Origin of the sequence: Ruoffia sp. FAM 26254, from assembly GCF_045528545.1 — a bacterium.
Lineage (GTDB): Bacteria > Bacillota > Bacilli > Lactobacillales > Aerococcaceae > Ruoffia > Ruoffia halotolerans.
The window spans coordinates 1-8,541 of record NZ_JBGQQY010000070.1 but is presented as its reverse complement, the minus strand read 5'-3'; the positions used below and the strand labels follow the sequence as shown (position 1 = coordinate 8,541).

Genomic DNA, 8,541 nt, shown 5'->3' with positions numbered 1-8,541 from the left:
ATTAATTGGGCAATGCGATTAATTTTATAACCTTCTTGATAGAGTATTTCTATTTTTGAACGTTCCTCTATGGTAAGATGTGTGTAGCTCATAACAGACCTCCGTGTGTATGTTTTTGTCGTTACTAACATCTTACACGAACCTGTTATGGGTTTCTTTATTTGTCGCACTTAATTTTACAATTCATCAAATTAAAAAAATGCGAACTATTCCGAAAATACATTGGTTTCGTTCGCATCTTTAGTATGTCAATTATTTATTTCGAAGACTCTTGGGCTTGTTAATAATTTCATTGAAAATCATCATTTCTCTTAGCTTTGTCCCATCTCTCATAGAGTGATACATATGATTGACAGTTTGATTTTTAGGTCTGGCTGCTTTTTGTGTATGTTCATCTTGGAGGATATTTGTATTATCTAGTTCCATCCATGAAACATCTTCAATTGAAGCATCTGCGTACCAATTTTCTAATTCATTTAAATATTGCTCTGGACTTTCCCCTTCCATATAAGAATGATCAATTGGATTGTCATAATCAGCGATTTTTGTAAAATCAACTTGATAATCATCCTGTGATTCAAAACTTTGCTCAGAAGATATTTCAGTATTTCTCAGCGCATTATTAGCTTTTTTTAAACTATTATTTAATTGGTTTAAAGACATGTTTTTCACTAACTTCGAATTGTCACTCTGATTATTATGTCTTTTTCGCATAGCTTGAACTCTTTCATTTCGAGCTCGAATATCAGACTTACGTTGTAACTGTTCTTTATTTGTTGACTTGGTAATGGGTTTCTCTACCGATTCATGATTATCAATCCCTGAATCTTGATAATTCTTATGCTGATTTCTAATTCTTGGTGCAAACACTGAAAATAAGAACGAACCTAATAAATATATTAGCCATACACCAACTAGAAAATTCATTATTCTCTACCTTCTTCGGATGAATTCGTTCCTTTAGCAATCGAATCACGCATTGATGTATCTGATTCTATATTTTTCATGTTGTAGTAATCCATGACACCAAGATTTCCTTTTTTGAAAGCTTCTGCCATTGCCAATGGTACTTCAGCTTCAGCTTCAACCACACGCGCACGCATACGTTGAACTTCAGCAACCATTTCTTGCTCTTCTGCAACTGCAAACGCTCTACGCTCCTCGGCTTTAGCTTGTGCAACGTTTTTATCAGCAATCGCTTGATCCGCTTGAAGTTTCGCACCAATGTTACGTCCAACATCCACGTCGGCAATATCAATGGATAGAATTTCAAAGGCAGTACCTGAGTCTAACCCTTTACGTAGAATTGTTTGTGAGATGGAATCTGGATTCTCAAGGACTTTTGAATGACTTTCTGAACTACCAACAGTCGTTACAATCCCTTCACCGATACGGGCAATAATTGTTTCTTCACCAGCACCACCCACGAGTCGTTCGATATTAGCTCGGACTGTTACTTTAGCTTTCGCTCTTACTTCAATACCATTCATTGCAACGGCAGAAATAAGTGGCGTTTCAATTACTTTCGGATTTACTGAAACTTGAACAGCTTCAAATACATTACGTCCAGCTAAGTCAATCGCTGCAGCTTGTTCAAATACCAAATCAATGTTCGCTCTTTGAGCAGCGATCAGTGCATCAACAACTAAGTTGACATTCCCACCAGCCAAGTGATGCGCCTCTAATTGGTTCGTATCTAATGTAAGTCCAGCTTTTGTTGCTTTAATTAGTGGTCGTACAATCTCTGACGGTTGAACCCGACGTAATCTCATACCTACTAAGTTACCGATTGAAACTTTAGCACCTGAGAAATAAGCTGTAACCCATAAGCCTACGGGTACGAATCTAAAGAATAAAGAAATTAGTATTATTAAAATAACAATAATAATACCTATCGAAATTAGAGACGACACCTCAAAATCATTATTTTGAAAATTATTCATATTATATTTCCTTTCTTACGTAAATTTTTGCGCCTTCAACTTTTGAAACATATATTGGTGTCCCACTTTGAATCATGTCCTCAGAACTGACAACCTCATAATACTCCCCATCGAACTCACCACGTCCGACAGGTCTAAGCGCTGTGACTGTGACACCCTTTTCACCTAATAAATATGTAAAATCTTTATGACTCGAGTATCCTTTATCTTTTTCAGAAGAAGTCCCAAGAACAAAACCATTACTGATAGCTAGATCTTTACCTAATTTTATTGGGACAAAAATTCCAATCGCACTCACAAGTATCATTGCTAACAATGTTAATACTACATCACCGATGTCGTTTAAGTGCATATAAAGAGAAATACTTATGGCTAATAAACCAAACATACCAATAATACCGAAATCAGGAACATAAAACTCCACAATTAACATAAATATACCTAGTAAGAAAATTATGAACACGAGTAAGTTTTGACCTGGCATTCCAAAATAAAAACCATATGCTATTACTGCTAATCCTAAGTACAGCCATTTGGGACTGTAAAATAGACATAAGCTAAGTAACAACATACCTATTAATAAACTTGCAATCATATTTACCCTCCTCTCATGATCATTATACCACTAATATAAGCTTTTCCGAAGAAATATCTATGAAATATCGGTAAAATATTGACCAGTTACTAAACTACTAATCATTAACTTCTTGTTCACCCGATTCGTTTACTTCTTCAACGGCATCAACATACTCTTGCGCTTGATATCTATTATTCCTTCTGTATTCTATGTCATTTTTTAATAACTTAAACAAAGTCGAAACTAATGGAACAGCCAAAAGCATTCCCCAAATCCCTAATAGGCCACCACCGATTGTTATTGATATTAATACCCACAAGCCTGGGAGTCCAATCGAACCACCTACTACCCGAGGGTATATGAGATTTCCCTCTAATTGTTGTATAACAATAATAAAGACTATGAAAGTTAAAGCTTGAATTGGGGAATCAACGAAAATCATGATAAATCCAATGGCTCCAGAAATATAAGCCCCTAATACAGGTATTAGTGCTGTTACTCCCGTCAATGCTCCGATCATTGAAGCATATGGAAATTGGAAAATCCACATACCAACCGTCACAAGTGAGCCAAGTATTAAAGCTTCCAATACCTCTCCTGTGATAAAATGTCGGAAAGAAAAATCAGTTACTTCTAACACATACATTAGTCCTTTATGTCCTCTTTCAGGTAGATATGTTTCTGATAAGATTTTAAACTGTCTCCCTAAAGTCTCTTTAGACATTAATACATAAAGAGAAATCATCAATGAAAGAAATAAATTTACAACGATACTAAAGACAGAGCCCACTGTTGAAAGTGTTGTCTCAATAATATTAGTCGTAAAACGATTCGCAATAGAAATCATATTTGTGACAATATTTTGCCAATCAATTTGAAAAGTTTCGACAAACTCAGCTAATGGGGGAAATATCTCTTCATTTTCTATCACCCAGTTTTGAATTCCATTTGCTAAGAGTGGAATTATTTCAATAATTCGGCCAAAGACTGATATCAATTGAGGAATCACTAAATTCAAAATAAAAATTAAAACGACAGTAATTATTATAATAGATACTAAAATACTCACTGGTCTGCGTGTCTTTTTAATAACAATACTATCACTATTGGGAAAATATAGTTTCTCTAACATCACCATCGGGATATTCAGTACATATGCAATAATAAAACCTAAAATAATTGGCATTGAAATTGTCAATAAATAACTAAAAATGTTTTTTAGTCTGTCGAAATTAACAATGGCCAATACAATTAATCCTGCTATAAACAAATATTTAATAATATCAAAACGATATTTTTTTACTTTGTTCATATTTCACCTCCGTTATATTCTTTTAATATAACATATTTATTTTTTCCAATATAGTCATATTACTAATTGTATGTTATACAGTGTTTGTTAAATGTAACTAAAAAAAACCAACGCATTTTTCAATGCGCTGGTTTAATCGTTTTTCTTTTATACCATAGCTTCGGTACTGTTAAAGGTAAGTTGTCCTTCACTTTCATCAACAGTAATCACCGAATTTGGTAAGACATTTCCTGCTACAATTTCTTTAGCTAGTGGTGTTTCTAATTCTTTCATTATGAAGCGTTGTAAAGGTCTCGCTCCGTAAATCGGATCGTAACCTTGTTCAGCAAGCCATTGAGTTGCTGATTCAGTCACTTCTAATTTTATTTGTTGGTCTGCCAATCTATTTGAAAGGTTTCCAATCATTTTGAGTACAATTCCACTCATATTGTCTAAAGTTAAAGGAGAGAAAAGTACAGTATCATCAATACGATTCAAGAATTCTGGCTTGAATTGTTGACGAAGTAATTGATTTACTTGTTTTTCAGTTTCTGGAGATATTTCGCCATTATCTCCTACTCCTTCAAGTAGTAAGTGTGACCCGATATTACTTGTCATTATGACGACAGTATTTTTGAAGTCTACAACGCGTCCTTTCGAATCGGTCAATCGACCATCATCCAATACTTGGAGTAATATATTGAAAACATCTGGATGGGCTTTTTCCACCTCGTCCAATAGAATGATGGTGTACGGATTTCTACGAACGGCCTCAGTCAGTTGTCCACCTTCATCATGTCCAATGTATCCTGGAGGGGCACCCACTAATCTTGACACCGTATGTTTCTCCATATACTCACTCATGTCAAGTCGGACCATATGGTCTTCAGAATCGAATAATGCCACAGCAAGTGCTTTAGCTAATTCTGTTTTACCAACACCCGTTGGTCCTAAGAATAGGAACGAACCAATTGGGCGGTTCGGATTTTGAATCCCAGCACGTGATCTAAGTACTGCTTCATGTACAAGTCGAACGGCTTCATCTTGTCCAATGACTCTTCTATGTAAAACGTCATCAAGATGCAATAATTTTTCTCGTTCACCTTCGACAATTTTGTTCACTGGAATACCAGTTAAACGGCCAACAACTTTAGCAATTTCTGCATCAGTTACTGATTCTTGTGTTAAACGACTTTGTACTTCTGTTTCAACATGTTCATTCTCGATTTCTGCTAATTCTTTCTCCAATTCAGGAATAATTCCATGTCTTAATTCAGCCGCTTTTTCTAAATTATATTCAGATTCTGCATCTTCTAAGTCATGACGGGCTTGATCTAATTGTTCACGTTTATCACGTAACTTATTAGTTTCTTCTTTTTCAATATCCCAACGTGCTTTCAAATCATTCGCTTCTTCTCGTAAGTTCGCTAATTCTTCGCGAAGAATCTCTAAACGTCGTTTACTTGCCTCGTCGTCTTCTTTTTTCAATGCTTCTTCTTCAATTTCTAAAGTCATTAAACGACGATTGACTTGGTCAATTTCTAGTGGAACTGAATTCAATTCCATACGAATTGTTGCACAAGCTTCATCCACTAAGTCGAGCGCTTTGTCTGGTAAGAAACGATCAGTAATATAACGGTTTGAAAGTGTTGCTGCTGCCACTAGAGCATTATCATGGATATTCACACCATGGTGAATCTCATAACGTTCTTTTAGACCACGTAATATAGAGATAGTGTCTTCAACATTTGGTTCATTAACCATCACTCTTTGGAAGCGTCTTTCTAACGCTTTATCTTTTTCAAAGTTTTGTCGATATTCATCAAGTGTCGTTGCACCGATACAGTGTAATTCACCACGAGCTAACATCGGTTTTAAGAGATTCCCTGCATCCATTGAACCTTCAGTTTTACCTGCACCTACAATTGTATGTATTTCATCAATGAATAGAAGTATTTGCCCTTCTGCATCTTTCACTTCTTTTAATACCGCTTTTAAGCGTTCTTCAAACTCTCCACGATATTTTGCTCCGGCGATCAATGCACCCATATCTAAAGAATAAAGTGTTTTTCCTTTTAAGTTTTCAGGTACATCATTGCGAACTATTCTTTGTGCTAGTCCTTCAACAATCGCTGTTTTACCTACACCTGGGTCCCCAATTAAGATTGGATTATTTTTAGATTTACGTGATAAAATTCGAATTACATCACGAATTTCTTCATCACGACCAATGATTGGATCCATTTTATTTGATTTAACGGCTTCGTTTAAGTTGATTGCATATTTCTCTAGAGATTCATATGTTTCTTCTTGATTTTGAGATGTCACTCGATTTCCTCCTCTCAATTCTTCAATTCTTTCTTTAAATTTTTGTTCAGTTAAGCCATTATCTATTAAAAATTTAACAATTGGATTATGTTTTTGTTTATATAAAGCCAACAGAATGATTTCTGTTGATAGATATTCGTCATTATATTCCGCTGCAATGGTTGTTGCATCTTGTAGTAAACGGTTTAAGTTCTGACTAATTCCTTGTCCATATTGTATGTTACTCCCACTCACTTGGGAAATTTTATCAATTTCATCTTCAACAAGACGAACAAATTGATCCATAGGAATATTTTGTTCACTATATAATTTATAAGCAAAATGGTCTGCTTGTAGCATAATTAACCATAAATGCGCAATCTCTATTTGTTGATGTTGCCGTGTTATGGCTACTTGCTGTGCCTCACCAATTGCTTGTTGCATAGTGGTTGTTAATTTATCAATCATATTTACACAACCTTTCTTTTGGTCAAAATTGGTCAATGTTTTTTCTATATAAATATAAGCCCCTCTTGAGGCTATATTTATTATATACCATTGGTCAGCAAAGGTCAAATGTTTTTTGTCCTTTATTTTTATTCATAAAATTCAATCTTTCCGTCACTTAATGATTTAATACGACAAATCGAATAAACATCGTGTCCAGCTTCTTCTAATCTTTCTCTACCGGGTTGGAAACATTTCTCAATACATATACCTATGCCAACCGTTTCAGCCCCACTTTGATCAATCAAATCTGCTAAGCCCTTTGCAGCCTCACCATTAGCTAGAAAATCGTCTATAATCAATACATTATCATCTTTATCAAGATATTCTTTTGATATAAACACGTTACTTGATGTGTTCTTTGTATATGAATGAACCAGAGTTTCATATTTATCTTCTGATTTAATTGTGCTCGGCAAAGCTTTCTTGGCGAATAACATTGGAACATCTAAACGATAAGCAACCATTAAAGCTGGTGCAATTCCAGATGATTCAATGGTCAAAACTTTTGTAATACCTTTATCTTTAAAGTATTGATAAAAATCGTTTTCGATACTTTTTATTACATGTGGATCTATTTGATGATTTAAGAATGAATCAACTTTTAAGACATTCCCAGAATAAACTTTTCCATGATCCAATATCATTTGTTTTAAATTACTCATTCACATACCTCCTTATGACAAGAATTAAATATCAATTTTTTTGTGTTCTTGAGTTTGACGGACATGTCTCCAGTCAACCAATCCACTTTCTAACCCACGAATTAATATCTCAGCTGTACCCATATTTGTTGCTAATGGAATATCGTAAACATCACAAAGACGTAATAAGGCAGACACATCTGGTTCATGAGGTTGGGCAGTTAAAGGATCTCTTAAGAATAAAACTAAGTCCATACGATCATCTGAGATTGCTGCACCAATTTGTTGGTCTCCGCCTAATGGCCCTGATTTAAAACGATGAACTTTTAATCCTGTAGCTTCGATAATTCTTTGACCTGTTGTCCCTGTAGCAAATAATTCATGTTTAGCAAAAATATGGCGATAGGCTGCCGCAATATTAACCATATTATCTTTTTTCTTATCATGTGCGATTAAAGCTATTTTCATTTTAAACACACCTCCTCTTTTTTATTTTAATTATATCAGATACTAGATATTCTTTCTTATTAAACACTCAATATATTTAATCTTTCAAGCAAATCAATTGCATTCATACAACAGATTGTTAAACTGTGGGTAGAATACTCAAAGGAGGAGTTTATTAATGGCAAAAGTGGCTACAGTAATAACAGACTTATTCGAGGATATTGAATTCACTTCACCACGTGATGTATTAATAGAAGCAGGTCACGAGGTTATAACAATTGGACCTGAAGCAGGACATACTGCCAAAGGGAAAAAAGGTGAAGCAGAAGTTACAATCGACAAAGGTATTGATGATGTGAAGTCAGCTGATTATGATGCTTTACTAATTCCGGGTGGATTTTCTCCAGACAAATTAAGAAAAAACGATCGTATCGTTAATTTTGTTAGAGAATTTGCTTTTGCACGGAAACCAATTTTTACCATCTGTCACGGACCACAATTATTAGTCAATGCAGATATACTACGTGGTAAAGACATAACAAGTGTGAAACAAGTTGCAATTGATGTAAAAAATGCTGGTGCTAACTTCTATGATGAAGCAGTCGTTATCGACCCTTCAGGAATTATCTCAAGTCGTACACCAGAAGATATTGATGCATTTAACAAAGCAATCGTTGATGCTTTAGCATAATCATTGAATCGAGTAGGAGACTATCCATTATTTGACTAGTCGACCTCTCACACCACCGTGCGTACGGTTCCGTACACGGCGGTTCAATACCTTGCGTAAGCAGACTCTACCAATTCGCTTAGTGGAACTAAGCC

The 8,541-nt window shown here is 35.0% G+C and carries 9 protein-coding genes; 1 reads left to right on the top strand and 8 read right to left on the bottom strand.

Annotated elements, in window-relative coordinates:
- From ACEN3Z_RS11150 to mgsA, 8 genes are all read right to left on the bottom strand, one after another.
- Window positions 1–92: helix-turn-helix domain-containing protein (locus ACEN3Z_RS11150; protein ID WP_407090914.1), on the bottom strand; the 92-nt coding region annotated here is incomplete at its 3' end.
- Window positions 93–252: 160 nt separating this feature from the next.
- Window positions 253–927 carry a hypothetical protein gene (locus ACEN3Z_RS11145; RefSeq protein ID WP_407090913.1) on the bottom strand — a complete coding sequence of 225 codons (675 nt, stop codon included), beginning with the start codon at window positions 925–927 and terminating at the stop codon, window positions 253–255.
- Window positions 927–1,943: a flotillin-like protein FloA gene (gene floA, locus ACEN3Z_RS11140; RefSeq protein ID WP_138404895.1), complete on the bottom strand. Its 1,017-nt coding sequence runs from the start codon at window positions 1,941–1,943 to the stop codon at window positions 927–929. The genes ACEN3Z_RS11145 and floA overlap by 1 nt, the downstream gene beginning before the upstream one ends.
- Before the next feature lies 1 nt (window position 1,944).
- Entirely contained in the window at window positions 1,945–2,538 is a 594-nt protein-coding gene (locus ACEN3Z_RS11135) for an NfeD family protein (protein ID WP_407090912.1), read from the bottom strand.
- A 97-nt stretch (window positions 2,539–2,635) separates the two neighbouring features.
- A complete protein-coding gene (locus tag ACEN3Z_RS11130) occupies window positions 2,636–3,832 on the bottom strand; it encodes an AI-2E family transporter (protein ID WP_407090911.1) in 1,197 nt (398 codons plus the stop codon).
- Window positions 3,833–3,979: 147 nt separating this feature from the next.
- On the bottom strand, window positions 3,980–6,586 hold the full coding sequence (gene clpB / locus ACEN3Z_RS11125; RefSeq protein ID WP_407090910.1) for an ATP-dependent chaperone ClpB: 2,607 nt from the start codon (window positions 6,584–6,586) through the stop codon (window positions 3,980–3,982).
- Between the two features lie 128 nt (window positions 6,587–6,714).
- On the bottom strand, window positions 6,715–7,290 hold the full coding sequence (locus ACEN3Z_RS11120; protein ID WP_407090909.1) for a xanthine phosphoribosyltransferase: 576 nt from the start codon (window positions 7,288–7,290) through the stop codon (window positions 6,715–6,717).
- 24 nt (window positions 7,291–7,314) lie between these two features.
- Entirely contained in the window at window positions 7,315–7,737 is a 423-nt protein-coding gene (mgsA, locus tag ACEN3Z_RS11115) for a methylglyoxal synthase (RefSeq protein ID WP_407090908.1), read from the bottom strand.
- Window positions 7,738–7,894: 157 nt separating this feature from the next.
- Here mgsA and ACEN3Z_RS11110 point away from each other — a divergent pair, with 157 nt between their 5' ends.
- Window positions 7,895–8,407 (top strand): type 1 glutamine amidotransferase domain-containing protein, encoded by a 513-nt coding sequence (locus ACEN3Z_RS11110; protein WP_407090907.1) that lies wholly within the window; start codon window positions 7,895–7,897, stop codon window positions 8,405–8,407.
- Window positions 8,408–8,541: the final 134 nt, after the last annotated feature.